The sequence below is a fragment of the Pseudoduganella guangdongensis genome (assembly GCF_009857475.1).
Classification (GTDB): domain Bacteria; phylum Pseudomonadota; class Gammaproteobacteria; order Burkholderiales; family Burkholderiaceae_D; genus Rugamonas; species Rugamonas guangdongensis.
This window is the reverse complement of the sequence record NZ_WWCJ01000003.1, coordinates 135,740-161,586: the sequence shown is the minus strand read 5'-3', so window position 1 is coordinate 161,586 and position 25,847 is coordinate 135,740. Positions and strand designations below refer to the sequence as shown.

The following is a 25,847-nucleotide window of genomic DNA, read 5'->3' as shown; positions in this document are numbered from 1 at the left end:
TCATTTTGCGGAAATGGGCGTCGATTTTTTCGTTGCCGCTGACCGCAAAACCGGTCGGCCGTCCCGTCCGATTGTCAGACCTGACCCCGAATTTCAATCATCCTTCGCGCCATCAATCCCCAACTCCGCAATCTTCCGCGTAATCGTATTCCGCCCAATCCCGAGCCGGATCGCGGCATCATTCTTGCGCCCGTGGGTGTACTTGAGCGCGGTGCGGATCAGCGCCGACTCAAACTGCCGTCCCAGCACATCCATCACATCCTGCTGCCCGCTGCTCAGCATCCCGGCCGCCTGCAACTCCAGCAAACTGAGCCACCCCTCCGGCGAAGAAGCCAGCGGTGGCGGCGCCAATGGCTGCACCGTGCCATGATGCTGCGGCATCGCCCCTTCCGCCACCAGCGGCGCGGCGGACGGCGTCGCGCCCTGCCCCTGGGTCAGCTCCAGCGGCAAATCCTTCACCTCCACCGTCTGCCCCGGCGCCATCACCGTGATCCAGTTGCACAGGTTCTCCAGCTGGCGCACATTGCCCGGCAATTCCAGCTGCTGCAAAAAGCCCAGCGTGGAATCGCTCATGCGCTTGGCTTCCACGCCCAGCTGGCGCGCGCTCTGCACCAGGAAGTGGCGCACCAGGATGGGGATATCCTCGCGCCGCTCCCTCAAACTGGGCAGGCGCAGGCGGATCACGTTCAGGCGGTGGTACAAGTCCTCACGGAACAAGCCATCGCGCACACGCTGCTCCAGGTTCTGGTGCGTCGCCGTGATCACGCGCACATTGGCCTTCAGCGGCGAATGGCCGCCGACGCGGTAGAAGTGGCCGTCCGACAGCACGCGCAGCAGGCGCGTCTGCAAATCAAACGGCATATCCCCGATTTCGTCCATGAACAGCGTGCCGCCCTCGGCCTGCTCAAAGCGGCCACGGCGCGTGGTCTGGGCGCCGGTGAAGGCGCCGCGTTCATGGCCGAACAGCTCGGACTCCAGCAAGTCCTTCGGAATCGCCGCCGTGTTGATGGCGATGAAGGGCTGCTCCGCACGCGGGCTGTGCTTGTGCAGCGCACGCGCCACCAGCTCCTTGCCGGTGCCGGATTCGCCGGTGATCAGCACCGTGACATTCGATTGCGACAGGCGGCCGATAGCGCGGAAGACTTCCTGCATGGCCGGCGCCTGGCCCAGGATTTCCGGCGTATCGGCGGGGCCGGATTCGATGCTCGATTCGCGCAGGCTTTCGTCCAGCGCGCGGCGGATCAGCTCCACCGCCTTGTCGATATCGAAGGGCTTGGCCAGGTATTCAAAGGCGCCGCCCTGGAAGGCCGCCACGGCGGAGTCGAGGTCGGAGAAGGCGGTGATGATAATCACCGGCAGGCCGGGATGGCGCTGCTTGACCAGCTGCAGCAGGTCGAGGCCGGAGTCGCCCGGCATGCGGATGTCGGACACCAGCACTTGCGGCGTCTCGTGTTCCAGCGCGGCCACCGCGTCGCGCGCGTTGGCGAAACTGCGCGTGGCGAGATTTTCACGCGCTAAGGCTTTCTCAAGAACCCAGCGGATCGATTCGTCGTCGTCAACTATCCAGATTGGTTTCATGTATTCCGATCAAGGCAAAGGCAATAAGATTCTAAAGTCCGTCAATCCGGGCCGGCTCTCGCATTCGATGACGCCCATGTGCTGTTGCACGAAGGTTTGCGCCAAGGTCAAACCCAGGCCGCTGCCGCCATCCCGGCCCGACACCAGCGGGTAGAAGATACGGTCGCGGATCTGGGACGGGATGCCCGGTCCGTTATCGATGATATGCAAATCTAATGCCAGCTGATAGCGCACCTTGGCCAAGGTCATCTGGCGCGCCACGCGGGTGCGAAAAACGATCTCGGCATCGCCCTGCTCGATGCGCGCGGCCAGGGCATGGGCGGCGTTGTGGGCGATGTTGAGCACGGCCTGGATCAGCTGTTCCTTGTCGCCCCGGAACTCGGGCAGCGAGGCGTCGTAATCGCGGCGGATGGTGAGCCCAAGCGGGAATTCGGCCAGGATCAGCGAGCGCACGCGCTCCAGCACCTCATGGATATTGACGTCGCCCACGATGTGCGGGCGGCGGTGCGGCGCCAGCAGACGGTCCACCAGGGTTTGCAGGCGGTCCGCTTCCTTGATGATGACCTGGGTGTATTCGCGCAACTGGGTCAGGTGCAGCGGCGGCAGCTCCATTTCCAGCAGCTGGGCCGCGCCACGGATGCCGCCCAGCGGGTTCTTGATTTCATGCGCCAGGTTGCGGATCAGCTCCTTGTTGACCTGGCTCTGGTCCAGCAGGCGCTCTTCGCGGTCCTGCTTCATCTGCTGCACGATTTCGCGCAGCTCGATCAGCACCGCGCCGTCCGGCCGGTCCATGGCGCTGGCGATGATGTGCACGTGCAGCGCTTCGCGCCCGGCGCGTTCCAGCGCCAGCTCCTGGCGCACGTCGGAGAACTTGTGTTCGCGCGCCTGGGCCACGATGTGCTCCAGCTCTTGCGGCATGGCGAACAAGGCAGCCAGCTGCTGGCGCGCCAGCGCTTTCAAAGAGGATTCGAGCAGGTTTTCGGCGGCGGCGTTGACATAGACGATATGTCCGCCGCTATCGACGAGGACGACGGCCGATGCCAGCAGGTCCAGCCCTGCCAGTTCAGCGGGCCGGATGCTGGCAGGGCTGTCTGGGGTCATTTGATATTGGCTAACTCGCGCTTGAGCGCTTCCACATTCTGTTCCGAACGCGCGATGCTGTCCTTCAGGCCAGCCACGCGTTCCTGGTATTTGGCGGCATTGCGCTCGTCGGCCCGGCGTTCCGGCTCGCCGTTGTTGAACTCCTTGCGCAAATCCGCCAGCTTACGGCTTTCGGTGTTGAGTTCGTCGGTCAGGATGGCGCGGCGGTCGGCGTCACGCGCCTTCTGCTCGGCGCCGTCGACGCGCGGAAAATTGGCCGGGGCCACGGCAGGAGTGGCCGGTGCAGCGCTGCGGCGCGCGCCTGGCGTGGCGGACGGCGCAGGGATGGCGGCGCCCGGCAGATCCAGCGGCTTGCAGTTCTTCCCCTTGCGGGTGTCGGTCAGTTCCTTGCGGCCTTCGGCATCCACGCAGAGGTAAATTTGCTGCGCCTGCGCTGCGCCACTCAGGGCCAGCAACGCCAGCCCTTGCAGTACAAAAGTGCGAGTGTTCATGCCGCGACTATACAACATCCGAAAAAAAACGCGAGGAAAGCAACAGCCAACCTCGCGTCATCTTGCTGATTGCCGGCCAGGCCGGCAATCGCCCCCGATTACAGGGAGTAGTACATGTCGAACTCGACCGGGTGGGTAGTCTGGCGCATGCGGGTGACTTCGGTCATCTTCAGTTCGATGTAGGCATCGATCATCGAATCGGTGAACACGCCGCCGCGGGTCAGGAACTCACGGTCTTTGTTCAGGTGATCCAGGGCTTCTTCCAGGGATGCGCAGACGGTTGGGATCAGTGCATCTTCTTCTGGCGGCAGGTGGTACAGGTCTTTGGACGCTGCTTCGCCTGGGTGGATCTTGTTCTGCACGCCGTCCAGACCGGCCATCATCAGTGCGGCGAAGCACAGGTATGGGTTGGCCAGCGGGTCTGGGAAGCGGGTTTCGATACGGCGGCCTTTAGGATTGGCCACGTGTGGAATACGGATCGAAGCCGAACGGTTACGCGCGGAGTAAGCCAGTTTCACTGGCGCTTCGTAGCCTGGCACCAGGCGCTTGTACGAGTTGGTGCCTGGGTTGGTGATAGCGTTCAGTGCTTTGGCGTGCTTGATGATGCCGCCGATGTAGTACAGCGCGAAGTCGGACAGGCCGGCATAGCCGTCGCCTGCGAACAGGTTCTTGCCGTCTTTCCAGATCGACTGGTGCACGTGCATGCCGGAGCCGTTGTCGCCAACCACTGGCTTCGGCATGAAGGTCGCGGTCTTGCCGTAGGAATGAGCCACGTTCCAGATCACGTACTTCATGTTCTGGGTCCAGTCGGCGCGCTCAACCAGGGTCGAGAACTTGGTGCCGATTTCGTTCTGGCCAGCGCCAGCCACTTCGTGGTGGTGCACTTCGACCGGAATGCCCATCGATTCCAGGATCAGGCACATTTCGGAACGCATGTCCTGGAAGGAGTCGACTGGAGGCACTGGGAAGTAGCCGCCCTTGACGGTTGGACGGTGGCCGGAGTTGCCGCCGTCGATGTCCTTGTCGGTCGACCAGGAAGCTTCGTCGGAGTCGATCTTGACCATCGCGCCGGACATGTCGATCTTCCACTTCACGGAGTCGAAGATGAAGAATTCTGGCTCTGGGCCGAAGTAGGCGGTGTCGCCCAGGCCGGAGGATTTCAGATAGGCTTCGGCGCGCTTGGCGATGGAGCGTGGGTCGCGGTCGTAGCCCTTGCCGTCCGACGGTTCGATCACGTCGCACTGCATGAAGAGGGTGGTTTCTTCGAAGAATGGGTCGATGTTGGCAGTCGCTGGGTCTGGCAGCAGGATCATGTCCGAAGCTTCAATGCCTTTCCAACCGGCAATCGAGGAACCGTCGAAGGCGTGGCCCGACTCGAATTTGTCCATGTCGAAGTGGGAAACTGGCACGGTTACGTGCTGTTCCTTACCACGGGTATCGGCGAAACGGAAGTCCACGAATTTGACTTCATGATCTGCTACCATCTTCAGAACGTCTGCGGCGGTCATTGCCATTGCATATCTCCTAAGTGAAAAAACTGCCGCTGCCTCTTGGGCGCGGCAAACGCTGATGGTACATTAAGCAGAAATCATGCCAGCAAAATCCCTACGAAGCACGTCTGGAAATCGCACCATGCGGGTGCGTTTACCGATTATCGCACCACTGTGGTGCGTTTTCGCACCAATTAATGCTTATGCATCGTTGTGGTGCAGTCATCATAAAGGAAAAACCATGAGTTCCAGTTCCGAAATCCTCGACCATGCACGCAAACGCGACACTTCCCTGCCCTATGCCGGTGCAGTGACCCCGCATGAGGCATATGAGCTCCTGAAGTGCGATCCGCATGTGCGGCTGGTGGATGTGCGGACCAATGCGGAGCGGGACTGGGTGGGGCGGGTGGCGCTGCCGGCCGAGCAGCATGTGGCGGTGCAGTGGAGTGTGTATCCAGGCGGCACGCCGAATCCGGATTTCCTGGGGCAGCTGGCGGCGGCGGTGCCGGGCAAGGAAACGGTGATCGTGTTCCTGTGCCGCTCGGGCGTGCGCTCGCGCCACGCGGCCAAGGCGGCGACCGAGGCGGGGTATAGCCAGTGCTATGACATCCTGGAAGGGTTTGAGGGGGATAAGGACGCCAACGGCCATCGCAAGACCGTGAGCGGGTGGTGCAAGGCAGGCCTGCCCTGGACTGGCGCTTAAACCGCCAACCCGGTGTCCGACCCTGCGGGTCAGACACCGGTTCACCGGTTTAGAGCGCGTAATTCAACCGCGCATAAACAAACCTCCCGCTACGTCCGAACGGCGAGTAATTGGAAAACGGCGCATTGCCGGTCCCGTTCAACAACGCCGGATACGCATCCGGATACTGGTCAAACAAGTTCTCCGCCCCCACCGCCGCCGTCAAACGCTCGGTGATCTTATAGCGCCCCTCGATATCCACCAGCGTCTTCGGCGTCATCCAATGATCGCGCGCAGGGTTCGCATCCGGCTGCAGCACCTTGCCGTAGCGCGTCGCGCGCAAGGTCCCGCTCCACGCTCCCAACGCATGGTTCACACTCGCCGTCACTTTGGTCTGCGGCGTGCCATGCTCAAAGGTCAGCACATTCACGCGGTCAAACAGCGGCGGCGCCGGATTCAATGCCGCCAGTTGCGCCGTCACCGGCACCTTGGTCACCTCGGTCTTGGTGTAATTGCCCGCCAGCGTAAAGTCGAACCGCCCGACGTCGCCCGCGCTCCACGGATAGTTCGCCACGATGTCCACACCACGCGTGGTGGTATCCACCCCGTTGATGAAGAAGCGCCCGCCGCCAATGCCGATAAATCCGCGCGACGTCAGGAAGTTGCGCACATTCTCCTGCAACAGGTTTTCGGACAGCACAATGCGGTCGCGGATCTTGATCTGGAAGCCGTCCACCGTCAGGCTGGCCTTGCCCAACTTGGCGACCGCACCCAGCGAGAAGTTGGTGGACTTCTCCGCGTCGAGCGGCTTGGCGCCGAGTGCCACCGCCGCCGGGTCGCTCGGCTTGAAGGTGGTGATGTCATACGGTATGCCGCTGACAAAATTGGTCGCGGTGGAGGTGAAGAACTGCTGCTGCGGCGACGGCGCGCGGAAACCGTTCTGCACCGAGCCGCGCAGTGCAAAGGCCGGCGTGAAGTTGTAGCGCGCGGCCAGCTTGCCCGACCAGTTGTTGCCGAAGTCCGAGTAATGCTCGCCGCGCACGGCGAACGATGCCAGCAGGTCCGGCAGCACATTCGCTTCCACATCGGCGTACACGGAATATGCCCTGCGGCTGGCGTCCGATTCATCGCTGGGGCGGAAGCCCGGGAAGACCTGCGAACCGGACGCTGTCGGCAAGCCGCTTGGCAGCAGCACGCCACCATTGCGCCAGGAATCCGGCTCGCCCGCATGCAGGGCATAGCCTTCGCGCCGCGCTTCCGCGCCCAACGCCAGGTTCAGCGGCGAGGAAAGGCCTACCTCGAACTGGCGCACGCCGGAGAGGTTGAACGTCAGCTGGTCATACTTGAAGCCGCCGGCATCAAACTCGGTCTTGGACGCGGGGCCGAGCGAGCGGTTCAGCGTGTTCTGGATGGTGAAGTCCATCTCATTGCGGCCATACGTGGCCGAGGCATCCAGCTCCCACGGGCCGGCGGTCCAGGTGGCGCCGAAGGCGGCGCTGAAGTCGGACACTTCCGGCGCGATGATTGGCAGGAAGCCATTCGGGTAAATCTGGATCGTGTTGTTGTCCTGCAGGGCACGGCGGAAGAAGCCGCCCGAACGCGCGTCGCGGCCCTGGTAGCTGGTCCAGCCGTACAGCTTGACGCCGCCGGCCAGGTCATAACCGGCGTTGGCAAAGAAGGTGTTCTGCTTCAGCTCCGGCTCGCCGTACCAGGCGTTGAAGCGATCGATGGTCGCCTCGCGCGGGTCGAGCGCGCCATTCACCAGCGGGTATTGCTGGCGCACGTCCCAGCCGGAGCGCTCGGTGTGGTCCTGCCGTTTGCGCTCCAGCGCCAGCGTCAGGAAACCGTTCTCGCCCAGCTCCATGCCCTTCCACAGGCTGAAGGTGGCGGTGTTGCCGTCCTTGCGCTCACGCGAATCGCGCGTGCCCCAGGTGGCGCCGGCTTGCGGCGCGCCGGGATTGAACTCGTATTCGGTGTCGCGCCGGCCATAGCTCACCATGGCTTCGCCGCCGCTGCGGTCATTGCGCAGGCGCACGTTGATCACGCCGGCAATCGCGTCGGAGCCGTATTGCGCGGATGCGCCGTCGCGCAGCACCTCGATGGTCTTCACGATGCCGGAAGGGATGGTATTCATATCCACCGCCGCCGAGCCACGGCCGATAGTGCCGTTCAGGTTGACCAGCGACGAGGTGTGGCGGCGTTTGGAGTTGACCAGCACCAGGGTCTGGTCGGGCGCCAGGCCGCGCAAGGTGGCGGGACGGATGGTGTCGGTGCCGTCGGACAGGCCAGGACGTGGGAAATTCAGCGAGGGCAGCGCCACCGACAGGGCTTGTGTGATTTCGGGCACGCCGCTGTTTTTGATGGCGTCGGCGCTGATCACATCCACCGGTGCGGTGGTGTCGAGCACCGTGCGGTTGGAGACGCGCGTGCCGGTGACCACGACGGTGGCGGAATTCTCCGCGGCGGGCGCCTCCTGCGCCCAGACGGCGCTGCTGCCGCCGGCGGCGAACAACGAGGCAATGGTTACTGCGAGAAGCTGCTTCCTTGGTACGGTTCGATGCATATGCGTTCTCCGAAAAGTAAAGCCGATTTCACTCCCTTGGCTTATCTTTCCGGTAAGGCTGCATCACTGTCAACCAAAGTTCTCGCGAACGCAACACTTTTACGTGTTTGTACGTAGGCGCTGACGCACGAATTCGATGTGGTTGCGCAGGCCGTAGAACTCGTCGGCAAACGAGAGCGGGACGGTCATGCGGTTGACGCGCTCTTCGATCTGGTCCAGGCGGCGCAGCAGTTCGTCAGCCGGCTTGCCTTCGTCCACCCCCTGCTCCACCAAGCGCAGTTGGCCGTACCAGCGGTAGACGCGCGAGCGGATGCGCCAGACGTACAGCGGCGGCACCACGCGCGACAGCGGCAGCACCAGGGCGCCCACGGCCAGCAGCACGACCCACAAACGGTCGAACAGGTTGGCCAGCCAGAAGCTCATATAGCGCTGCAGGAATGGCGGGCCGTCCTTGTAAAACTTGGCCGCTTCGTGCGCGACCGGGATTTCGGTGTAGCGCGGCGACGGGAACTGGCCCTGCTGCTGGAACCAGCCGGCGCCACTGTGGATGCCGCTGGCGGCCTGCACGAACAAATCCACCAGGGACGGGTGCAGGTCTTCGCGCGCCACCAGGGTGGCGGTCGGTGCGATCAGCTGGTAGTCGCGCGCCGGCAGGTCGCGCCCCAGGTCGACGATGCCGCGCGGCAGGGTCACGTGGCTCAGGAACGGCAGGCGGCGCGCGTAGGCTTCGGCCTGGGTGAAGTCGAACAGTTTGATCCCGGGCGTCATCAGCAGCATCTGGATCAGCGGGTCATCGGGGGCGGCGGCGAAGACCAGGGCGTCGATGCGGCCTTCCAGCAGTTCCACCGTGGCGGGGGTGTTTTCCAGGGCGCTGGAGGTGAATTCATCGGGCATGACGCCGTTCGCCTGCAGCACCTGGCGGAACAGGCGCGGTGCACCGCTGCCTTCCGGGCCGAGGTTGATTTTCAGGCCTTTCAGCTTGGTCAGGTTGGTGACGGCTTTCTTCTCGCGCATGAAGAGCCAGAGCGGTTCGGTGAACAGGCTGCCAAGGGAGACCAGGCCGCGCCGCTCGGCTTCGGCTTCGTTGGTGGAGCCGCTTTGCACGAAGGCGATGTCGGTGTCGCCTTTGTTCAGGCGCTGCAGGTTTTCTTGCGAGCCCTGGCTGGGCTGGAGCACGACCTTGATGCCGTGCTTGGCCATCGCTTGCTGGTAGCGCTTGCCGATGTTTTCGTAGGCGCTGTTTTCCTGGCCGGTGGAGAGGTTCACCACGCGCGGCGGCGTGGGGTCGATGATCCAGAAGGCCAGTGCGCAGGCTGCGGCGATCAGGAGGACGGTGGGGGCGACCGAGACCAATAGGTCGCGCAGGCTGAATTGGGTGAACTTGAGGAGCTTCATGGGGGCATTTTAACCCGGCAAACCCGGGTCTGACCCAAGGGTCAGACCCGATCAGTGCGGCCGCCATTGGCCGGGCCAGACCCTTGGGTCTGGCCCAGGTTTACCGGGTTCAGCGCGCGCCGCAAGCGCGCAATGGCGCCGCCGCCGCCACCGGCGCTGCATTCTGCTGCCCGGGCTCGATCAACGGCATCAGCGAAGGCGCCAGCACCGTCAGCAGCTGCACCGGCAGCGCGGAGGTAAAGTCATAATTCTTCGACTCCGGCCCATGCACATAGGCCGTCATCGAGCCGAAGAAGCGCTCGCCGATATTGAACACAAACGTGGCCGACCGGTTCACATAGCGCGACTCGATCAAACGCCCGCCCGCCGCATACACGTCAAAGCGCTGGTCGCCGGTGCCGGTCTTGCCGCCGACCGGAATCACCTGCCCGTCCGCACCGACAAAGGCTGACTTGACGCGCCGCGCCGTACCATCCGACACCACTTCGCGGATCGCATCGCCCAGCGCGCGCGCCACTTCCGGCGACAGCACCTGCTCATTGGACGACGACTTATTGCGCGCCAGCGTGGTCTCATACGGCGTGCCCGCCCCAAAGTGCAGCGACTCGATGCGCTGCGTGGTCTTGCGCACGCCGCCGTTGACGATAATGCCCATCATCTCCGCCAGCGCCGCCGGACGGTCAGCCGAGGCGCCCAGCGTGGTGGCGTAGGACGGCACCAGCGAATCGAAGGGGTAGCCCATCTTCTTCCACTGGCGGTGCACGCCCATGAAGGCCTCCATCTCCAGCAGGCCGGCAATACGCTTGTCCTGCGCATGCTTGCGATGGGTCTTGAACAGCCATTGGTAAACCTCCTGGCGCTCCTTCTCGCTGGCCGCGACCGCGTCGGACAGCGTGGCGCCCTGGTTCTGGTGCAGGTAAGCCACCAGCCACAGTTCCAGCGGATGCACGGTGGCCAGGTAGCCGCGGTCGGCCAGGTTCCACTTGTCGAACGCGTACTGCTCGTACAGCTTGGCCAGGCGATCGTCCGGCACGTCGTTCTGCACCTTCAGGTTGTCGTTGACGAACTTGCTGAACTCGGCCAGCGTGGCGTTCGGGTACAGCGTGCGGTGGATGGTCGCCAGGCGGATCGGCGTCGGGCGGATCGAATCCAGCAGCACATCGTTCAGTTCGGACGTCTTCTTGCCCTTGTACTTGCCATAGAAGCGCACCAGGAACTCCTTGCCTTCCTTGTCGGCAAAGCGCGCCAGGTAGGCGGCGCGGCGCGGATCGTCCACGTCGGCCAGCAAGGTCTGCGAGGAACCCGGCATCTGGAAGGAGTAGTACTTGACCACGTCGCGCATCAGGCGCACGAATACCAGGTTGGTGGAGCGGCGCAACGCCTCGCGCACCGACATGATCTTGGAATCGTCGTCCTTGCTGAAGTTACCGAAGTAATGCAGGCCGCCGCCGGTGAAGAAGCCCTCGCCCGGATTGGCCGAATACTTGCGTTCCAGCGCCGCCTGCAGCATGGCCGGCAGGTCGCGCTTGTCCATCGGCGTCATGGCCAGGTATTCCAGGCCCCAGGCCGTCAGGCGGTCGCGCGGGTCGACCGTGATCTTCTTCAGCTCCGCCGCATCCATCCGGCCGTACTTCTTGTGCAGCTGGTCGATGATGTCCATGTAGGTGACCAGGGTGCGCAGCTTGGCGGTGGAGCCCAGGTCCAGCTTGGCGCCCTCGTTGATGTCCAGCGGCTGGTCGTAGTTGTCGGTCTGCACGCGCAGGTAGTTGGCATGCTCGCCGCGCTCCAGCAAGGTGAAGCTGTACACCACATTGGCCGGGTCGCCATTGCCCAGCAGGCCTTTGCCGGTCAGGCCGGACTTGACGGCGGTTTCCTGGTCGCGCAGCTGGCGCAGCATGGCCGTCACGGCGCGCTGGGTTTCCGCGTCCAGCGTGCTGCTCACGGCCAGGTCCAGCCGGTCCAGGTTGTACATGCGGTTATCGCCCAGCAGGTTGGCCAGGTGCACGCGCACGGCGTTGGACGCCTTCTTGGTCACGTAGGACATGGGCGGTGCGGCCTGCAGCCCGTTGCCTTTGGCCGGGTGCAGCTTGACCTGCAGCGCGGCGTCGCGCAACTGCGGTGTGATGATGCCGGCGCCGGCCAGCAGGCGCAGGTGGCTGTTGGCCAGCACTTCCAGGTCTTCGTCGCCTTCGCCCAGGTAATAGCTGGGGCGGCGCTGCGCGATCAGCAGCGAGAGCGCTTCCTTGAAGGCCAGGGCGCTGCCCGGCTGGTCCATCTTGCCGCCCAGCAGGTGCGCCACTTCATCGAAATCGCGGCCGTACCAGACCCACATGCCGTCGCCAATGCCATTCACCTCGCCGTAGCCCGGCTTGGCCGACAGCGGCACGGTATTCAGGTAGTCGACCACGATCTGGCGCCGCACCTTGGTGGTGTCCTCGCCCTGCTGGTAGGCGCGCAGCGTGGCCGAGACCATCTGCTGCAGCTTGTCTTTCATGGAGCCGGTGCGGCCCTCCGGCGAGTGGCGGTACTTCTCGATCTGCGTCGCCAGGGTGGAACCGCCGGCCGCGCGGTGGCTGCCCAGCCCGACCGCGCCCATCGACTTCTCCAGGATGGCTTTGGACAGGCGGTCCCACTCCACCGCCGGATTGCGTTTCGGGTATTTATTGTCGAGCAGCTCGCGGTTCTCGATGAACAGCAGGCTTTGCACCAGCGCCATCGGCGTCTGCTCGAAGCCGGCGTAGATGCGCTCCGGGTAGCTGGCGGTGAACAGCGGCTGCGCGCGGCAATCCAGAATGGACAGGCCGGTGCGGGTCTTCTCGCGGTAGGTCGCGAATATGCCCATATCGGTCAGCTCCACCATCTTGGGCGAAAAGCGCGCCTGCGAAACGATCTCGTAATCGCGCGCTTTCAGCTTGTCCAGGTAGTCCGGCAGGTTGGCGTAGCCCAGGCGTTCGTCGTACGGGCTGTCGTGCGGGTAGCGGATCGATTTGCTGGGTCCCGGTTCCACTTTATAGGTCAGCTGACTGACCAGGTCCGTGAACAGGCGCGCCTGCAGCGTGGAGGTGCGGGTTTCGTGGTAGCCCCAGAATCCGGCCACCGTCAGCAGCACCAGGATCAGCACAATGAGGGCATTGCGCGAACGCGAACCTTTCTTCGGTTCCGATGGTGGCGGTGGTGCTGGCTCGGTAGGTTCGTTAGGGCTTGTTTCGTAATCTTGTTGGGAAGGCATAGGTACCGAGCGCAATCGCCGCCTGCTGCCGCCATATCCAATCGCTGCCGCACCTGCGCGCATTTTACGCACCACGCGAACGACAACTCGGGGCCGGCGAAAACGACGATTGCTTAACATAGTGTTCAAACCGGACAATACATGCAGAGTATTTCTGCTTGATTACCATTGCACCACAACGGCGAACCGTGCATGGGGCAAGACGCAAAAAATATAAACTTGACGGAACACTTTCGCAAAAAAACAACGGCGCTTCCCATCGTTTATGAGCGCCGTTGCAAGAGCTGTTAACAGCCTTTTCACACTATGGGATCAGGGCTTCGCGTACTCCACATTCAGCGCGTCAAGTTCGCGGCACAAGTGGGCGAAAGCAGCGTCGCATTGGGCCGGATCGCCCTTCACGCCAAGCTCGATATGGCGCCGCGTTTTCGCGTCGCCCACGTTGGGCAGGCTGAAAACCTTGATGCGCGGCCAGGCCGCTTCCAGCGCCAGCATCAGCGGCGTCAGGGCCGCTTCAGCCGCTTCGTACACTAGCACCGATTGCTCGGCGCGCGGCTCACGATTGAACAGGTCCGCATAGTGCGTGTCGAGCACCCATTCGATCATGGGCCAGGCCATGACCGGGAAGCCGGGCACAAAGTAATGCGTGCCATGCGCGAAGCCGGCGACATTGTTGTACGGGTTGGGAATGAGCGCGGCGCCTTGCGGGAATTCCGCCATCTGCAAACGCTGCAGGTTGTCCGGCGCATTCAGGTCGGCCACCTCGCCTTTCTCTTGCGCGACCTGGCGGATGCGCTGCTGGATGCTGTCCCTGGCGCCCGGGTGCATGGCAAGCGGCAGGCCGAGCGCGGCGGCTGCCGCCTGGCGCGTGTGGTCGTCCGGCGTGGCGCCGATGCCGCCGCAGGAGAAGACGATATCGCCGCTGGCGAAGGTGCGTTTGAGCGTGGCGGTGATGCGCGCGCGGTCATCGCCCAGGAATTCGGCCCAGCCCAGCTGCAAGCCGCGCGCCGCCAGCATTTGCACCACTTTGGGGAAGTGCTGGTCGACCCGTTTTCCCGACAGGATCTCGTCGCCGATGATGATCAATCCGATTGGCATAAGCTTTCCTCGAAAGGCGCATGGCGCAATTGGGCCAGGGCTTGCAGGCAATAGTATTCAAACCACAGGCCGGTGAAGATGAATATTACGACATACACCCAGATCGAGGCAGCCAGCAGGATCGGGAAGAAGGCAATCGCGGCGGCCGCGCCGCCGATCCAGACCAGGGCCGGCAGCGAACCGGCCAGGCCGGACACCACGCCGATCGACATCAGCTGCCAGCGGTGTTCGCGCTGCAAGGTGGCCAGTTCTTCCGGGCTGGCGTAATCGGCCAGGGCGTCGTAACTCATGACGCGGCTGGTCAGCCAGGCCCACAGCAGCACGGTGGCCAGGCCGGCCAGCGGCGGGAAAATATACAGCGGCAGGATGCACAGCCAGGCCAGCAGGAACACGCCGAAGGCTCCCAGCGCCTTGAGCACGCCGCCGAGGATGGAGCCGCCCTGCTTTTTCTCCAGCTGCGGGAAGTGGCGGCCGCCGACATGGCGCACGATAAAGGGCATGGCGGCCACGCCGATGAAGATCAAGGCGGTGACGATCATCATCGGCAGCAGCAGGAGCAGCGCGAACAGCGGCACCACGATGGAGCGCAGCCCGCCCAGGCCGATCGATTGCAGCCAGTCGCTGGTGACGCGATAAACCTCAAAGCCGACGAAATGGCCGTGCAGCCAGTCCAGCAGCGGCTGCAGGCCGAGCCAGAGCAGCAGCGCCCACAGCGCCACGGAGAGGATAAAAGGAACAATGCTCAGTAACAGGATCTTGCCGTGGAACTGGGACAGCAGGGCCCTGCCGTAAGCGTGGAAAACTGCGCGCATTTTAATTCGGGTTCTTTCTCATAAATTCAAACATCCGCTTCAGGCCGAGCCACTGCTGCGCCCAGAAACCGCGTCCGTAATCGCGGCCCGCCAGCTGGTCGCGCACGCCGGTGGCTTCGAAGCGCGGCGTGAAATTGGCGGTACGGAAAACAATGTCCCAAATTGGGAACAGCACGGCGAAATTACAACCGCCCAGCGTCCCCTGCCCTTGCGATTCATGCCCGATGCCAATGGCGTGGTGCATGCGGTGGAAGCGGGGCGATACCAGCAGCCGATCGCCAATGGGGCCGAAGTGTATACGAACATTGGCGTGTTGCAGGCTTTGCACGATACGGGAGAGTGAAACCAGCAGGATGTACTGGCCGGGCGGCACGCCGATGGCCAGCGCCAGCACGGCCATCAGCACGTCGCGCAACAGGTCGTCCAGCAGGTGGTTGCGGTCGTCGCTCCACAGGTTCATGTTCCGCTGGCTGTGGTGCAGGCTGTGCAGGCCCCACCACCAGTTGAACTGGTGTTGGGCGCGGTGGAACCAGTAATCGGCAAAGTCCAGCACCACCAGGTAAATGGCGAAGCTGGCCAGCGGCGGCATGTCGTTGACCAGGTTTTCCAGGTTGAAGGGCTGCACGCCGCCCATGTGCAGGGCGCCGGCGACACTGTCCATCAGCGGGTCGAGGGTGAAGAACAGCAGCAGCGGCACCAGGCCTATGCGCTGCAGCACGGTGTAGGTGAAGTCGTTCCAGCGCGCGCGCTGGTCGCTGAACTGGTGCACCGGGATGGCGGCTTCCAGCGGGCGCAGCACGAGGTAGAGCAGCACCAGCTCGGCGATGCCGATCAGGAGCCACTCGGTACCCTCAAAAGCTTCTTCGGTGATATCGCCCATGCCGGTAACGTAGAGCAGCGGCTGGATGGCGCTTTCGAACAGCCAGCCCTGGGCTTGGCCCAGCAGGTCGAGCAGGAATTGGATCATGGGCGGTAGTCCGGGTGGTCGCGCAGGGTGGCGAAGCAGTAGCCTTGCCGCTTCAGGCCTTCTATCAGTGGTTCGAGGTTGGCGGGGGCCCAGGGGTCTTTGCGCGACCAGATGCCCATGTGGGCCATGAAGATGTCGCCGTCGCGCAGGCCGTCCAGGGCGCGTTTCAGGAGCTGGGCGTTGCTGGCGCGTTCGACCGGCAGTTCGTCGCCGGAAAAGCCGGCAGGCGTGGCCCAGGCGGCGTGCCGGTAGCCGCATTGCTTTCCTGCTGCCAGGGTGCGCGGGCTGGTCTTGCCGCCGGGGGCGCGCCAGAACGGGTCGAGGCGCTGGCCAGTCATTTCCGCGAAGCGCTGGTCGACGCGCTGCAGCTCGGCGCAGTATTGCTGCGGGGTCCAGTCCTGCCGGCGGCCGGCATGTGGGCCGAATTGCGGTTTGACGGTGATTTTGCCGTTGCCGGCGTCGCGCACGTAGTAGGTGTGGTCGAAGGTGTGGGTGCCGAAGGCGTGGCCTTCCGCTGCCCGTTCGCGCCAGTAGCCCGCCCACGCCGGGTCGAGCGAGTAATCGCCGTTGACGGTCTTTTCATTGGCCAGGAAGAAGGTGGCTTTCACCCCCTGCCGCTTGAGGACGGCCGCGATCAAGCCGGCCTGCGATTGGCTGCCGGTGTCGAACGTCAGGTATATCGTGCCGCGACATTGAGGCCCCGGCGCGGCTGCGGCAGCGTGGCCGCAGGCGCCGATGGCGGTGAGCGCGAGCGCGGCCAGCGCCGGCATGCGGGCGGCGCGCAGCGCGCTGCGGGCGGGCGTGGCGGCCTTCATTACATGCGCGCCGAAGAGTTGGCGAAGAAGACGCCGTGCGGCGAGCGGCCGACCGGGATCATCTTGACGACCTTCTTCTGCTGCAGGTCGATCACCGCCACCTTTTTAATCCAGCGCAGCGTGGCCCACATATATTTGCGGTCGGCCGTGATCTCCATGCAATCCGGGCCGCCCGGCACATCGATCGTGCCGACGTTCTCGAGCGTCTTCTGGTCGATGAGATTGATGGTGTTGGAGACCCGGTTCGACACATAGGTAAAGCGCCCATCGCCCAGCGCGCGGAAATTGTGGGTGCCGGCGCCGACCTTGATCCGCTTGACGCTCTTGCGGGCGCGCCAGTCGATCACCTCGACATAATCGCTACCCATGATGCCGACCAGCAGGTGCTTGTCATCCGGCGTCATCGTAATCCCCGCCGGCAGTTTGCCGACCGGCAGCGTCCACAGGACATTCTGCGTGCGCAGGTCGATCGCGCTGATTTCGTCGCTCCCCTGCTGGGTAATGAAGGCGGTGGTGCTTTTCGCGTCGAACGCGATATGGCTAGGCAGCTTAGGCAGCGGCACACGCTTGGCCAGCTTCATCTCCTTGCCGTTATATGCATAGATATCGATCCGGTGCAATCGCAGGGAGGTCGCGACAAACCACTTCTGGTCCGGCGAGAAGCCGATCTGGTACGGATCGAGGATGTCCTTGACGTGGCGCTGCTTCTGCCCTGTCACCGGGTCCAGGAATACCAGCTCATTGCCCACCGCGCTGGCCACGATCAGCGACTTGTTGTCGGGCGTGGCCATCAGGTGGTGCGGTTCCTTCCCGACCGGGAAGGTCTGCAAGGTCTTGTGGCTGGCCTGGTCCAGCAACTGGACCGTCGCATCGCGCGAATTCAAAACAACGACAACGTTGGCCTGCGCCGGCTGCAAGCCAGCCAGCAAACCAAGGAAAACACCTGCGCTACGGATACTGCGGAACATGAAAGCTCGCTTAATTGTTAAGCCAGCCACTATTTTAAGGGTAATCCTCTTGATAACAGTTACTACCGACAACATTTAAAGGGTGTCCGCCGCGGATGCACTACAATCGCGGCCTAAGTCCCTCATTTCAAAGGAATCCACATGACTATCATCACCACCGCATCCGGCCTGCAATACGACGACATCACCGCCGGCGACGGCGCCGAAGCCAAGGCAGGCCAGAATGTCACCGTACACTACACCGGCTGGCTGCGTAACGACGACGGCAGCAAAGGCCCGAAATTCGATTCCTCCAAAGACCGCAACGACCCGTTCGAATTCGCGCTGGGCGCCGGCATGGTCATCCAAGGCTGGGATGAAGGCGTGCAAGGCATGAAGGTCGGCGGCACCCGCCAGCTGATCATCCCTGCCAGCCTGGGCTACGGCTCGCGCGGCGCCGGCGGCGTAATCCCGCCGAACGCCACCCTGATCTTCGACGTGGAACTGCTGGGCGTATAAATCCGCCCCGGCCTAGCGCAGCCACTTGCGCTGCACGGCCTCCTGCTCGGCCTTCGCATCCAGCGGCTGCCCGCTGATGCGCTGGTCGATCGCCTCCAGGACCTGGGGCGGCATCTCCGCCCCGGCCTGCCTGTATTCCCCCTGCTGTCCCTTGGCTGGATTCTGCAGCGCCATCTGCACCTTCCACATCGCCCCCTGGCGGCAAGCCAGGCCCGCCATGTCCTGCGCCGTCATGAAGCTGCGGCAGTAAACGCCGTCCTGCGACAGGAAGCTGGTGCCGATGCGCACCGGTCCGCCGCTGCCGCCCAACTGGAGATCCAGCGCCGTCGCCAGGCGCCCTTGCGCCACCAGCACGCCGTTGCGGCTGGCGATCGTTTCTCCATCTTCAATCGGCAGCAAGCCCATGCCGTAGTGGCCGGCCAGCACCCCCACCATCAGCATGGCCGCCAATGCCCCCCATTCGGGCCAGGACCAGTGGCGGCCACGGCTTGCCTTGCGCGCGGCCTGCTGCTCCGCCTCGCGCCGGGCGCGCACGGAATCCAGGCTGACCACGGTGGCCTGGCGCAGCGGCTGCGCCAGGCGCGGCGGCACCGCCTCCTCGGCCACCGGGGCGTAGGCGGCGAAGACGCTGGCGCGCATGGCCTTGTACTGGGCCACGCGGTGCGCCAGGCTGGCGTCCTTGCGCATGGCGTCTTCCAGGGCGCGGCAGGTGACTTCATCCAGTTCGCCATCGGCATAGGCCATCAGGACCTCGTCGGAAAAACTCTTCATACTGTCCTCGCTTGTTCCGATAAATGTTCTTGCAGGGCGCTGCGGGCGCGCGCCAACCGGCTGGTCAGGGTGCCGACCGGGATGTCCAGCACGTCGGCCGCTTCTTTATAAGGCAGGCCCTCCACCAGCACCAGGCCGACCACCAGGCGGTGCTCTTCGCTCAGCAAACTGACGGCTTTTTGCACGGCCATGCGCTGCTGGTGGGCTTCGGCGAAGTCGTCGCCCACGTGCTCGCCCTCTTCCTCCGGCGCAAACAGCTCGCTGCGGCGGGTACGGGCGCGCACCTCGTCGATCCAGGCATTCTTGATGATACGGAACAGCCAGCTGTCCAGACGGGTACCCGGCTGGTAGGAGGCGCCGTGCACGATGGCGCGCTCCACCGCCAGCTGGACCAGGTCGTCCGCGTCCTCCCGATGCCAGGCCAGCGTGCGGGCGAAGCGCCGCAGCCGCGGCAGAAGCGCGGCAATGTCGTCATGCAGGGCGTTATCGTTGTCCATCATAGGTGGATAACGAACGGGGTGGGGATTTTATTCCCGACTTCCATCGTTATTACGGAATAGATACCGATAGCCTATATTATCATCCGACCATGCCAAGCCTGCGCCCGTCTTATCCCCTGTTGCGTTCCTGCCGCTACCTGCTGTTTGCCCTGGGCACGCTGGCCTGCGCCGGCCCGGCGGCGGCCCAGGTCGGGCTGCCCGGCCTGCCCCAGCTGCCGGGCGGACTCGGCGTGCCGTTGCCGTCCCGGCTGGATGAGGGCGGCTTGCGCGGCCGCCTGCGCGAGCGCTGGCTGGATGTGGCGGAATTGCCGCGCCAAGTGGCGTCGCTGGACCAGTTGCGGCTGGCGACCGTGCGCGATTTGCTGGCGCGCCATCCGGCGCAGCTGGAGGCCGATCCGGCCGGCTTCCCCATGGTGCGGCGCGAAATCCTGGCATGGTCGCCCTCGTCGGCGGGCCTGGCGGCAGCCGCCTCCGCCGGCCTGGCGCTGGCCAGCCGGCAGGAGATGCCCGAAATCGGGCAAACGCTGGTGGTCTTGCGCGTGCCGGACGGCGTGGCCACGGCTGCCGCGCTGGAGGCCTTGCGGGCGGCGGATGCGGAAGGTGTCTACGATTTCAACCACGTGTATACCGGGGCCGGCGCGGCCGCTGCCGACGGCCGCAATGGCGGGCGGCGCGGCGCAGCGGAGGCCCCGGCTGCGGCAAGCGGCGCCGGGTCCGGTGTGCGCATCGGGCTGGTGGACAGCGGCATCGATGAGCGGCACGAAGTATTCGAGGATGCCCGCATGGTGCGCTGGGGCTGCGACGGCGCCAGCGTGCCCGCCCCGCACGGCACGGCGGTGGCGGCGCTGCTGGTGGGTAAATCCGCCCGTTTCAGCGGGGCGGCGCCGGGCGCCAGGCTGTACGCGGCGGATATCTATTGCGACCAGGCGGCGGGCGGCTCGGCCAGCCGCATTGTCCAGGCGCTGGCCTGGCTGGCGCGCGAGCAGGTGGGGGTCATCAATATCAGCCTGGTAGGCCCGGCCAACCGTGCGCTGGGCAACACGGTGGCGGCGCTGGTGGCGCGCGGGCACCTGCTGGTGGCGGCGGTCGGCAACGACGGCCCGAATGCGCCGCCCTTGTATCCGGCCAGCTATCCGGGCGTGGTGGGCGTGAGCGCGGTCGATCCCAAGCGCCGCCCGCTGCCGGAGGCGGCGCGCGGGCCGCAGGTCATGTTCGCCGCGCCGGGCAGCCAGATGGCGGCGGCGGCCATCGGCAAGCCGCCCTACAAACTGGTGCGCGGGACCAGCTTCGCCTCCCCCCTGGTTGCGGCGCTGCTGGCGCCGGGACTGCCGTCGCCTTCCCCCGGCCAGGCGGCGCGCACGCTGGCTGCGCTGGCGGCGGATGCGGTGGCGGCGGGCGACGGCACCGGGCGTGGCGTGGTGGGCGAAAGCCTGCGCATCCCGCCTGCCAACTTCCGCTGAATTTTTTTTTGCGTTGAAGGGATTAAATCCCGAATCCGGTTCGTTCTCTGAATGAAGGCGGCGGATTTCCCGCTGCAAAAAATCAGGAGAACAGACATGAACACCAAGCTCGCAACCTTCATCCGCGCCGCACTGTTTGCCCTTGCCAGCGCAGGCGCTGTCGCCCACGCAGGCCCATTGGGCGGCGCCTTGGGCGGAAATATCGGCGGCGGATTTGGCGGCGCCTTGGGCGGCGGCGCGGGGGCCATGCGCGGCGCAATGTCCGGCGACGTTGCCGGTCGCGCTGTGCGCGGCTCCCAGCGCAACCTTGATGCCGGCGCCCGCGTGGATAGCGCGGCCAGCCTGGCGCGCGACACGGGCAGCGCAGCCGGTAGCGCAAACGGAAGCGCCGGCACTGCGGCAAGCAGCGGCGCAACGCTGGCGCGCGGCACTGCCGCGATGACCGGCGCTGCGACTGGCGACGCCAAGGCGGCCTCTGGTGGCGCGGCTTCGGGCGGAGCGGCGAACGGCGGCGCGGCCAATAGTGCCGGCGAGGCTTCGGCAGCGGGCAGCTCCGGCCCTGCAAACACCGCAGCGCCATCCCCGCGCAGCGCCGCCGTCAACGCCAACATGAACGCGGGCTTCAGCGCCCAAACCGGCAAAAACGCCGCCGTTGAGGGCTCCCGGCAGTAACGCACCAATCCGGAGCGGGCCGGCGCAAAATCTTAAACCAGGCGAGGTTTTCGCCCGCCCGCAGCCAAAATTTCGTAGCGAGCCAGTCACTGTATGGGCTTCTTCAAAAAAGGGTGAACACTTTTTTCAATTAATGTGCTAATCTGCGCGCTCCATTAACCAAGGAGGTAGTAATGAAAAAAGGCGAACTGATTGCAGAATTTGCGAAGCGCACCGAAATGTCCGGCGCCGCCGCTAACGAAGCAATTAACACCCTGATCGCGATCGTTACCGAACGTCTGAAAAAGGGCGACACCGTTGGCATCACCGGTTTCGGCACCTTCTCCGTCGCCAAGCGCGCTGCCCGTAAAGGCCGCAACCCAGCCACCGGCGAAGCGATCAAGATCGCTGCGTCCAAGACCCCTAAGTTCTCGGCTGGCGCGACCCTGAAAGCCGCTGTGAACCCAACCAAGAAGAAGTAATTCTTCGGGCTTACCGCCAGAACGGCGGTTCAAGGCTAGCCAGCGCGGCGTGTCTTGAACCGCCGTTTTTTATTTCCCTCCCCTGCAAAGCGCCCCCGCCATGCGACGACTTGCCACCCTGATTTTCGCCCTGCTGCCGCTGTCCGCAGCCGCTTTCAACTCCGACGGACTTTCGTTCTCCCACCACGATTGGGAGCTCGCCTGCGACAACACCGGCACCTGCCGCGCCGCCGGTTACAGCGGCTACGACGCTGGCGACTACGCCGTCTCGGTGCTGCTGACGCGCCCGGCGGGCCCTGGCCAGGCCGCCAGCGGCCAGGCGATGATCGGCCAATATGGCGATAACCCGGTGGTGGACGGCTTGCCGGCGAAATTCAAGCTGGCGTTGCACATCAACGGCGCGGCGCACGGTTCGCTCGCCTTCTCCAAGGATTCGCTCACGGCAGACCTGAGCGCCAGCCAGCTTGCCGCGCTCGTGGCGGCGCTGGCCAAACACGCCGAGGTCGAAATGAGCGTCGGCGACCATACCTGGCGTTTATCGGACGCCGGCGCCGCCGCAGTCCTGCTGAAAATGGACGAATACCAAGGCCGGATCGGCACGCCGGGCGCCCTGCTGCGCAAAGGCGGCAAGCCGGAAGCCGGGGTGCCGCCCGCAGTACCGGCACCTAAATTCGCGCTGGCGCGGATACCGAAACCGCAGCCGTCGGACACCAAGTTCGTGGCACGCCACGAGAAAGCCCTGCGCGCCGCACTGAAAGCAGCCACCAGCCAGGAAGATTGCGACGACCTGCACGACCAGGAAGACCAGGTGGCGCTGGAAGCACAGCGCCTGTCGCCAACGCAGATGCTGGTATCCGCCCGCTGCTGGATGGCAGCCTACAACGCCGGCAGCGGCTACTGGGTGGTCAACGACAAACCGCCTTTCCAGCCGGTGCTGGCCACCACCAGCGGCAGCGACTACAGCGAAGGCAAGATCGACGAGCAGCACAAGGGGCGCGGCCTGGGCGACTGCTGGTCGTCGCGCACCCTGGGCTGGGACGGCAAGCGCTTCCAACTGATCGCGGAATCCACCACCGGCATGTGCCGCCTGATCGCCCCCGGCGGCGCCTGGTCGCTGCCGACCAGGGTGACCCGCTAGCGCAGAATTTGGAGCTTATACTCTAAGGCAGCGGCGGCGTTCTTTTGTATGATGGCGCTTCATACACCCCACCTAACCAGAGGTAAATACAATGAGCCTGCAAGAACAGTTCGACGCGGCGATGGCCGATTCCAAGAACCTGCCGGAGCGTCCGGACAACATGACCCTGCTGAAGATCTACGCCCTGTACAAGCAAGGCTCCGCAGGCGATGCGACCGGCGAGCGTCCAGGCATGACCGACTTCGTCAACCGCGCCAAGTTCGACGCGTGGGCGGCCCTGGCCGGCACCAGCCAGGACGACGCCAAGCAGCAGTACATCGACCTGATCGAAAGCCTGAAGTAATCCTCCCATGGGGGCCGCGCTGACCGCCTTGCGCTGGCTGCAGGTCCCCATCTCCTCCGCCTTCGGACTGGCCTCGATGCCTGGCCATATGCCGCGCCATCGCCACCGGCCTGCTAGCCCTTGTCAAAACCCGTGCCCATGCTGCACACTGGATGTTTTGCAAAATAACTAACGCCGCTATGCTGGATAACCACTCGAAGATCGCTGCCGTCCTCCACATCATCATGGGCGCGTTCCTGCTGCTGTCGCTCCTGTTCATCATGTTGTTCTTCGGCGGCATGGCTGCGCTGGCGCAGGCCGATGTGCCTTTCGTGGGCTGGATTGCCGGCTTTGGCGCATTCATCGTCGGCCTGTTCGCACTGTACGGCGTGGCGCAGATCGCCGCTGCGGTGGCTTACCTGAACGGCTCTCCTGCCGGCCGCACCTTCGTCATCATCTTCAGCGTGATCGCACTGTTCAACTTCCCGCTCGGCACCGCCGCCGGCGCCTATTCGCTGTGGGCGCTGCTGCGCAAGTAATTCCCGCCGCACCGCCGGCAGGCAGCCAGGCCAGCCTGCGCCTGCCCGGTGCGTATTTCCACGACTGCTACCAGGTGGCCATGCCCGACGACGACAACGCCCCGGCGCTGGAACTGTACCTGCGCGTCGTGCGCCAGACTCCCGGCTGGGTGAACCGCTTGATGGCGCTGCGGAACTGGATGGCCGGCCTGGTGGGATTGAAAAACCTGGGCCATCTTGCGCGCCTTGATGCGGTGCGCACGGCCAGCGACTACCGCATGGGCGATCGGGTCGGCATCTTCTCCCTGCTTTACCTGACGCCCGGTGAAGTGCTGCTGGGCGACTCGGACAAGCACCTGGATGTGGTGCTTTCCGTCTGCAAAACGCCGCGCGGCGCCATCATCGTCGGCGGTGGTGCACGTCCACAATTGGCTGGGCCGCCTCTATATGCTGCCGGTAACGCCGCTGCACAAAATCATCGTGCGCGCCATGCTGAAGCGGGCGGCTGCATAGCGCGCGCTCTGATATCCTTAGGGGCGTATGCAAAGCCTCGAATGTATCCAGCAAAACTCCCTCGCAATTAATCACCTGCTGGCGCGCATCAATGCGCTGGCCAGCGAACGCCACGCCTCGCCGGGGCAGCGCGCCGCCTGGCAGGCTGCGTGTGAAGACTTTTATACGCGCTACGACAGGCTGTGTTTCCCTGGCGGCGCGGCCATGCTGGAGCGCGTGCGCGGCGGCGACCCGGCCGCCATCGACGCTGCGGTGCAATTCCTGCTGGCCGATCCTTACCATTTCCGCTCGGGTTACCTGAAAGAGCGCCTGTGGCGCTGGCTGGCGCGCCTGCCGCTTGCCGCCGGCGCCCGTGCGCGCCTCGAGCGCGCCGCCCTCGCCTATCTTGACCGCCGCATCTGCCGCGAATTCTGGGCCATGTGCAAAGCCATGCCGCGCATTGCCGGCGCCGGTTTCTGGCGCGCAGCGGCGGCGCAGGCCTTGCCCGCTGCGGCTGACGCGCGCGATCCGGTTGCACGGCGCGCAACGCTGTTGCTGGCGCACGGCGCCAGCGTGCATGCCGGAGCCCTGGCCCGCCAACGCTTTTACCAGTCGTGTTAGAGTTGTATTTTAAGTAATGCGATTTCGCCGACCGACATGACGAGCCATGCTGGTGCCTGCGGCCCTGTCGCTTGGTTTCGCCGCACTGCGTAAAAGGGCGCCCGCCGTGGCCGCGCATGCGCGTTTAACGCTACGATGACCATGTTCATCCTTACCTCTCTTTGGAACGCATGACACTCAATTTCCGCCGCGCGACGGCCAGCGACATTCCCGCCATGAGCGCCATTCGCCTGTCCGTGCGCGAGAATGCCTTGTCCGACCCGGGCCGCATCACACGGCAGATGTACGAAGACCACCTGGAGCAGCTGGGGCGCGGCTGGGTATGCGAACGGGACGGCGCGGTAATTGGCTTCTCATTTGCGGCGCGCGAGGATCATTCGATCTGGGCGCTGTTCGTCGCGCCGGGCCACGAGGGCCTGGGCGCGGGCAAGCAGTTGCTGCTGCTTGCCGCCGACTGGCTGTTCGCTTGCGGCGCCCAGGCCGTCAAGCTCGCAACTGCGGCCGACACGCGGGCGGACCGCTTCTATCAGGCACAGGGCTGGCAGCGCGGCGCAATGAAAAACGATACCGAAGTCGCTTACCTGCTCGCGCCCCATCTGCGCATCCGCCGCGCCGTCCCGGATGACCTGGACGAGATGTGGGCCGTATTCCAGCCGCTGCTGGAAGGCGGCGACGCGTTCCCGTTTGGTGCAGCCTTCCCGAAGTCGACCTTTGAGCTGCACTGGTTCAGCAGCCAGCCGCCCTATGTGGCCTGCGACGGCGGGCGTATCGTCGGCATGTACAAGATGGGTGCAAACTACCCGGACCATGGCGCCCACGTCGCCAGCGCAACCTACGCCGTGGCAAGGCCAGCACAAGGCCGGGGCATCGGCCGCTTGCTGGTCGAGCATAGCCTGGCGCAGGCGCGCAGGGAGGGTTTCCTGGCCATGCAGTTCAATTATGTAGTGGGCAGCAATGCGGCGGCGATGGCGCTTTACCGCAAGTTGGGCTTTGCTATTGCCGGAACCCTGCCGCAGGCCTTCCGTCACCGCGAGCTTGGTTTGGTGGATGCCTTTGTTTTACACCGCTTCCTGGAGCAGGAATGAGCGACCTGGCGCAGATGCCATCCTGGCGGAAGTGAAGAAAACCGTGCTAGCCTTGAATACACGGAACGACAAATGCGACCGTGCCCTGATCGACACTGGCCAGCGGGGCGGCGCCGCGAC

General features: G+C 64.5%; 25 protein-coding genes. 11 read left to right on the top strand and 14 right to left on the bottom strand.

Annotated features, from left to right (window positions below; translation table 11 throughout):
- Nucleotides 1-93: 93 nt before the first annotated feature.
- The 4 genes from ntrC to glnA all read right to left on the bottom strand — a co-directional run bounded on the left by ntrC (nucleotide 94) and on the right by glnA (nucleotide 4,684).
- Nucleotides 94-1,578 (bottom strand): nitrogen regulation protein NR(I), encoded by a 1,485-nt coding sequence (gene ntrC, locus GTP41_RS05145; RefSeq protein ID WP_161024496.1) that lies wholly within the window; start codon nucleotides 1,576-1,578, stop codon nucleotides 94-96.
- Between the two features lie 9 nt (nucleotides 1,579-1,587).
- Nucleotides 1,588-2,679 carry a nitrogen regulation protein NR(II) gene (glnL, locus tag GTP41_RS05140; protein WP_161024495.1) on the bottom strand — a complete coding sequence of 364 codons (1,092 nt, stop codon included), beginning with the start codon at nucleotides 2,677-2,679 and terminating at the stop codon, nucleotides 1,588-1,590.
- Nucleotides 2,676-3,170: a DUF4124 domain-containing protein gene (locus GTP41_RS05135; protein ID WP_161024494.1), complete on the bottom strand. Its 495-nt coding sequence runs from the start codon at nucleotides 3,168-3,170 to the stop codon at nucleotides 2,676-2,678. The genes glnL and GTP41_RS05135 overlap by 4 nt, the downstream gene beginning before the upstream one ends.
- 98 nt (nucleotides 3,171-3,268) lie before the next feature.
- The gene (glnA, locus tag GTP41_RS05130) at nucleotides 3,269-4,684 is read right to left on the bottom strand and encodes a type I glutamate--ammonia ligase (protein ID WP_161024493.1); all 1,416 of its coding nucleotides are present in this window, start codon (nucleotides 4,682-4,684) and stop codon (nucleotides 3,269-3,271) included.
- Nucleotides 4,685-4,901: 217 nt separating this feature from the next.
- Here glnA and GTP41_RS05125 point away from each other — a divergent pair, with 217 nt between their 5' ends.
- Nucleotides 4,902-5,363, top strand: coding sequence for a rhodanese-like domain-containing protein (locus tag GTP41_RS05125; RefSeq protein ID WP_161024492.1), 462 nt, complete (start codon nucleotides 4,902-4,904; stop codon nucleotides 5,361-5,363).
- 49 nt (nucleotides 5,364-5,412) lie between these two features.
- Here the strand turns inward: GTP41_RS05125 and GTP41_RS05120 are convergent, their stop codons facing one another.
- The 8 genes from GTP41_RS05120 to GTP41_RS05085 all read right to left on the bottom strand — a co-directional run bounded on the left by GTP41_RS05120 (nucleotide 5,413) and on the right by GTP41_RS05085 (nucleotide 17,189).
- Entirely contained in the window at nucleotides 5,413-7,905 is a 2,493-nt protein-coding gene (locus GTP41_RS05120) for a TonB-dependent receptor plug domain-containing protein (protein ID WP_161024491.1), read from the bottom strand.
- A 99-nt stretch (nucleotides 7,906-8,004) separates the two neighbouring features.
- A complete protein-coding gene (locus GTP41_RS05115) occupies nucleotides 8,005-9,300 on the bottom strand; it encodes a TAXI family TRAP transporter solute-binding subunit (RefSeq protein WP_161024490.1) in 1,296 nt (431 codons plus the stop codon).
- 109 nt (nucleotides 9,301-9,409) lie between these two features.
- Complete coding sequence (locus GTP41_RS05110) at nucleotides 9,410-12,529, bottom strand: transglycosylase domain-containing protein (RefSeq protein ID WP_161024489.1); 3,120 nt, start codon at nucleotides 12,527-12,529, stop codon at nucleotides 9,410-9,412.
- 312 nt (nucleotides 12,530-12,841) lie between these two features.
- Nucleotides 12,842-13,627, bottom strand: a complete 786-nt coding sequence (locus tag GTP41_RS05105) for a competence/damage-inducible protein A (protein WP_161024488.1) — start codon at nucleotides 13,625-13,627, stop codon at nucleotides 12,842-12,844.
- A complete protein-coding gene (locus GTP41_RS05100; RefSeq protein WP_161024487.1) occupies nucleotides 13,612-14,439 on the bottom strand; it encodes an EI24 domain-containing protein in 828 nt (275 codons plus the stop codon). Before GTP41_RS05100 ends, GTP41_RS05105 begins: the two co-directional genes overlap by 16 nt.
- A gap of 1 nt (nucleotide 14,440) precedes the next feature.
- The gene (locus tag GTP41_RS05095) at nucleotides 14,441-15,406 is read right to left on the bottom strand and encodes a sterol desaturase family protein (protein ID WP_161024486.1); all 966 of its coding nucleotides are present in this window, start codon (nucleotides 15,404-15,406) and stop codon (nucleotides 14,441-14,443) included.
- Nucleotides 15,403-16,221 (bottom strand): polysaccharide deacetylase family protein, encoded by an 819-nt coding sequence (locus GTP41_RS05090; RefSeq protein ID WP_161024485.1) that lies wholly within the window; start codon nucleotides 16,219-16,221, stop codon nucleotides 15,403-15,405. The genes GTP41_RS05095 and GTP41_RS05090 overlap by 4 nt, the downstream gene beginning before the upstream one ends.
- A complete protein-coding gene (locus tag GTP41_RS05085) occupies nucleotides 16,221-17,189 on the bottom strand; it encodes a YVTN family beta-propeller repeat protein (protein ID WP_161024484.1) in 969 nt (322 codons plus the stop codon). Before GTP41_RS05085 ends, GTP41_RS05090 begins: the two co-directional genes overlap by 1 nt.
- Before the next feature lie 141 nt (nucleotides 17,190-17,330).
- Here GTP41_RS05085 and GTP41_RS05080 point away from each other — a divergent pair, with 141 nt between their 5' ends.
- Entirely contained in the window at nucleotides 17,331-17,687 is a 357-nt protein-coding gene (locus tag GTP41_RS05080) for an FKBP-type peptidyl-prolyl cis-trans isomerase (protein ID WP_161024483.1), read from the top strand.
- 12 nt (nucleotides 17,688-17,699) lie between these two features.
- On the opposite strand, the gene GTP41_RS05075 is transcribed toward GTP41_RS05080, so the two are convergent.
- Both GTP41_RS05075 and GTP41_RS05070 read right to left on the bottom strand, forming a co-directional pair.
- Nucleotides 17,700-18,458 carry an anti-sigma factor family protein gene (locus GTP41_RS05075; protein WP_161024482.1) on the bottom strand — a complete coding sequence of 253 codons (759 nt, stop codon included), beginning with the start codon at nucleotides 18,456-18,458 and terminating at the stop codon, nucleotides 17,700-17,702.
- The gene (locus GTP41_RS05070; protein ID WP_229502738.1) at nucleotides 18,455-18,958 is read right to left on the bottom strand and encodes an RNA polymerase sigma factor; all 504 of its coding nucleotides are present in this window, start codon (nucleotides 18,956-18,958) and stop codon (nucleotides 18,455-18,457) included. Before GTP41_RS05070 ends, GTP41_RS05075 begins: the two co-directional genes overlap by 4 nt.
- An 89-nt stretch (nucleotides 18,959-19,047) precedes the next feature.
- Here GTP41_RS05070 and GTP41_RS05065 point away from each other — a divergent pair, with 89 nt between their 5' ends.
- The 9 genes from GTP41_RS05065 (at nucleotide 19,048) to GTP41_RS27775 (ending at nucleotide 25,727) form a co-directional block, all read left to right on the top strand.
- Nucleotides 19,048-20,418 carry a S8 family serine peptidase gene (locus GTP41_RS05065; RefSeq protein WP_161024481.1) on the top strand — a complete coding sequence of 457 codons (1,371 nt, stop codon included), beginning with the start codon at nucleotides 19,048-19,050 and terminating at the stop codon, nucleotides 20,416-20,418.
- Nucleotides 20,419-20,514: 96 nt separating this feature from the next.
- Entirely contained in the window at nucleotides 20,515-21,090 is a 576-nt protein-coding gene (locus GTP41_RS05060) for a hypothetical protein (RefSeq protein WP_161024480.1), read from the top strand.
- Between the two features lie 173 nt (nucleotides 21,091-21,263).
- Nucleotides 21,264-21,551, top strand: coding sequence for an HU family DNA-binding protein (locus GTP41_RS05055; protein WP_028100727.1), 288 nt, complete (start codon nucleotides 21,264-21,266; stop codon nucleotides 21,549-21,551).
- A 100-nt stretch (nucleotides 21,552-21,651) separates the two neighbouring features.
- The gene (locus tag GTP41_RS05050) at nucleotides 21,652-22,689 is read left to right on the top strand and encodes a DUF1176 domain-containing protein (RefSeq protein ID WP_161024479.1); all 1,038 of its coding nucleotides are present in this window, start codon (nucleotides 21,652-21,654) and stop codon (nucleotides 22,687-22,689) included.
- A gap of 91 nt (nucleotides 22,690-22,780) precedes the next feature.
- The gene (locus GTP41_RS05045; protein WP_161024478.1) at nucleotides 22,781-23,032 is read left to right on the top strand and encodes an acyl-CoA-binding protein; all 252 of its coding nucleotides are present in this window, start codon (nucleotides 22,781-22,783) and stop codon (nucleotides 23,030-23,032) included.
- A gap of 179 nt (nucleotides 23,033-23,211) precedes the next feature.
- Entirely contained in the window at nucleotides 23,212-23,550 is a 339-nt protein-coding gene (locus tag GTP41_RS05040) for a hypothetical protein (protein WP_161024477.1), read from the top strand.
- 80 nt (nucleotides 23,551-23,630) lie between these two features.
- Entirely contained in the window at nucleotides 23,631-24,113 is a 483-nt protein-coding gene (locus tag GTP41_RS28100; RefSeq protein ID WP_260115124.1) for a DUF2867 domain-containing protein, read from the top strand.
- Nucleotides 24,070-24,642, top strand: a complete 573-nt coding sequence (locus GTP41_RS05030) for a hypothetical protein (RefSeq protein WP_161024476.1) — start codon at nucleotides 24,070-24,072, stop codon at nucleotides 24,640-24,642. Before GTP41_RS28100 ends, GTP41_RS05030 begins: the two co-directional genes overlap by 44 nt.
- A gap of 170 nt (nucleotides 24,643-24,812) precedes the next feature.
- Nucleotides 24,813-25,727, top strand: coding sequence for a GNAT family N-acetyltransferase (locus tag GTP41_RS27775; RefSeq protein ID WP_308700833.1), 915 nt, complete (start codon nucleotides 24,813-24,815; stop codon nucleotides 25,725-25,727).
- The last annotated feature ends 120 nt before the right edge of the window (nucleotides 25,728-25,847 follow it).

What these genes read in the sequence shown, in the direction of transcription:
- ntrC (WP_161024496.1), bottom strand. Translation starts at nt 1,578, where the DNA reads ATGAAACCAATCTGGATAGTTGACGACGACGAATCGATCCGCTGGGTT.
- glnL (WP_161024495.1), bottom strand. Translation starts at nt 2,679, where the DNA reads ATGACCCCAGACAGCCCTGCCAGCATCCGGCCCGCTGAACTGGCAGGG.
- GTP41_RS05135 (WP_161024494.1), bottom strand. Translation starts at nt 3,170, where the DNA reads ATGAACACTCGCACTTTTGTACTGCAAGGGCTGGCGTTGCTGGCCCTG.
- glnA (WP_161024493.1), bottom strand. Translation starts at nt 4,684, where the DNA reads ATGGCAATGACCGCCGCAGACGTTCTGAAGATGGTAGCAGATCATGAA.
- GTP41_RS05125 (WP_161024492.1), top strand. Translation starts at nt 4,902, where the DNA reads ATGAGTTCCAGTTCCGAAATCCTCGACCATGCACGCAAACGCGACACT.
- GTP41_RS05120 (WP_161024491.1), bottom strand. Translation starts at nt 7,905, where the DNA reads ATGCATCGAACCGTACCAAGGAAGCAGCTTCTCGCAGTAACCATTGCC.
- GTP41_RS05115 (WP_161024490.1), bottom strand. Translation starts at nt 9,300, where the DNA reads ATGAAGCTCCTCAAGTTCACCCAATTCAGCCTGCGCGACCTATTGGTC.
- GTP41_RS05110 (WP_161024489.1), bottom strand. Translation starts at nt 12,529, where the DNA reads ATGCCTTCCCAACAAGATTACGAAACAAGCCCTAACGAACCTACCGAG.
- GTP41_RS05105 (WP_161024488.1), bottom strand. Translation starts at nt 13,627, where the DNA reads ATGCCAATCGGATTGATCATCATCGGCGACGAGATCCTGTCGGGAAAA.
- GTP41_RS05100 (WP_161024487.1), bottom strand. Translation starts at nt 14,439, where the DNA reads ATGCGCGCAGTTTTCCACGCTTACGGCAGGGCCCTGCTGTCCCAGTTC.
- GTP41_RS05095 (WP_161024486.1), bottom strand. Translation starts at nt 15,406, where the DNA reads ATGATCCAATTCCTGCTCGACCTGCTGGGCCAAGCCCAGGGCTGGCTG.
- GTP41_RS05090 (WP_161024485.1), bottom strand. Translation starts at nt 16,221, where the DNA reads ATGAAGGCCGCCACGCCCGCCCGCAGCGCGCTGCGCGCCGCCCGCATG.
- GTP41_RS05085 (WP_161024484.1), bottom strand. Translation starts at nt 17,189, where the DNA reads ATGTTCCGCAGTATCCGTAGCGCAGGTGTTTTCCTTGGTTTGCTGGCT.
- GTP41_RS05080 (WP_161024483.1), top strand. Translation starts at nt 17,331, where the DNA reads ATGACTATCATCACCACCGCATCCGGCCTGCAATACGACGACATCACC.
- GTP41_RS05075 (WP_161024482.1), bottom strand. Translation starts at nt 18,458, where the DNA reads ATGAAGAGTTTTTCCGACGAGGTCCTGATGGCCTATGCCGATGGCGAA.
- GTP41_RS05070 (WP_229502738.1), bottom strand. Translation starts at nt 18,958, where the DNA reads ATGATGGACAACGATAACGCCCTGCATGACGACATTGCCGCGCTTCTG.
- GTP41_RS05065 (WP_161024481.1), top strand. Translation starts at nt 19,048, where the DNA reads ATGCCAAGCCTGCGCCCGTCTTATCCCCTGTTGCGTTCCTGCCGCTAC.
- GTP41_RS05060 (WP_161024480.1), top strand. Translation starts at nt 20,515, where the DNA reads ATGAACACCAAGCTCGCAACCTTCATCCGCGCCGCACTGTTTGCCCTT.
- GTP41_RS05055 (WP_028100727.1), top strand. Translation starts at nt 21,264, where the DNA reads ATGAAAAAAGGCGAACTGATTGCAGAATTTGCGAAGCGCACCGAAATG.
- GTP41_RS05050 (WP_161024479.1), top strand. Translation starts at nt 21,652, where the DNA reads ATGCGACGACTTGCCACCCTGATTTTCGCCCTGCTGCCGCTGTCCGCA.
- GTP41_RS05045 (WP_161024478.1), top strand. Translation starts at nt 22,781, where the DNA reads ATGAGCCTGCAAGAACAGTTCGACGCGGCGATGGCCGATTCCAAGAAC.
- GTP41_RS05040 (WP_161024477.1), top strand. Translation starts at nt 23,212, where the DNA reads ATGCTGGATAACCACTCGAAGATCGCTGCCGTCCTCCACATCATCATG.
- GTP41_RS28100 (WP_260115124.1), top strand. Translation starts at nt 23,631, where the DNA reads ATGCCCGACGACGACAACGCCCCGGCGCTGGAACTGTACCTGCGCGTC.
- GTP41_RS05030 (WP_161024476.1), top strand. Translation starts at nt 24,070, where the DNA reads ATGCAAAGCCTCGAATGTATCCAGCAAAACTCCCTCGCAATTAATCAC.
- GTP41_RS27775 (WP_308700833.1), top strand. Translation starts at nt 24,813, where the DNA reads ATGACACTCAATTTCCGCCGCGCGACGGCCAGCGACATTCCCGCCATG.